This window comes from Arsenicibacter rosenii, assembly GCF_001870735.1.
GTDB lineage: Bacteria > Bacteroidota > Bacteroidia > Cytophagales > Spirosomataceae > Arsenicibacter > Arsenicibacter rosenii.
Genome location: NZ_MORL01000188.1, coordinates 1 through 920 on the forward strand (window position 1 = coordinate 1; position 920 = coordinate 920).

At 54.6% G+C, this 920-nt stretch carries 1 protein-coding gene; it reads left to right on the forward strand.

Annotated elements, in window-relative coordinates; genetic code table 11:
* Positions 1-920: RagB/SusD family nutrient uptake outer membrane protein (locus tag BLX24_RS30720; RefSeq protein WP_177225990.1), on the forward strand; the 920-nt coding region annotated here is incomplete at both ends.

Consider the following 920-nt stretch of genomic DNA (forward strand, 5'->3'; position numbering starts at 1 on the left):
ACAACATTGCCGAAACCGGTACCGACATCTGGACAAGCGGCGCGGGCGAAGTATACCGCGACCTGACCCAGTACCTCAACCTCCAGGGAAACAACGGCGCTCTGGCCAGTGAATGGCGCGAATTTTATGCCGCCATTAACCTCTGTAACGCCGGTATCAACCGCATTGCCGGTGCCGGACTGAGCGCTACACAGCGGCCAATCCGCGAAGGGGAACTGCGTTTCCTGCGGGCTTTTTATTACTGGCATATTGTCGAAAGCTGGGGACCCACCCACTTTACGACTCAGGAAACAAACGGCATCATTTCGACGGCCAATAAAACGTCGGTTGAAACGATTTACAACCAGATTTTTGACGACCTGAAGTTTGCCGCCGCCAACCTGCCGGTGTCCCAGCAGTATGGCCGGGCGACCAAAGGCGCGGCTCAGTCGTTTCTGGCCCGGATGTACCTGACGCGGAATCTGAACAAGGAAGCCCTGGACATGGCACAGGCTGTGCTGACGGGCAATTACGGCTACAAACTTGAAGCCAGCTATGCCGATCTCTGGAAAATGAGTAACCTCAAAACGAAAGAGGCAATTTATGTCGTGGATTACTCGACCAACCTGGCCATAAACGATTTAGCAAACAGCGTCTCCAACCCATACGGGCATAGCCGGGGCAGCAATAACGGACATCTGCTGTTTATCATGAAATACGACGACCGGCCCGGCATGACCCGCGACATCCTGAACGGGCGGCCATTTAACCGGTACATGCCTACCCGTTTTTTGCTCGACCTTTATTCGGATGATGACTCGCGCTACGAAGGTTCGTTTAATCAGGTCTGGCTGGCCAACTCAACCTCCCGCCCTGCCGGTATGAACCCTGGCGATACGGCCGTGTACTGCACCCGTAAAGAAATTCCGGACGCGTTTGAA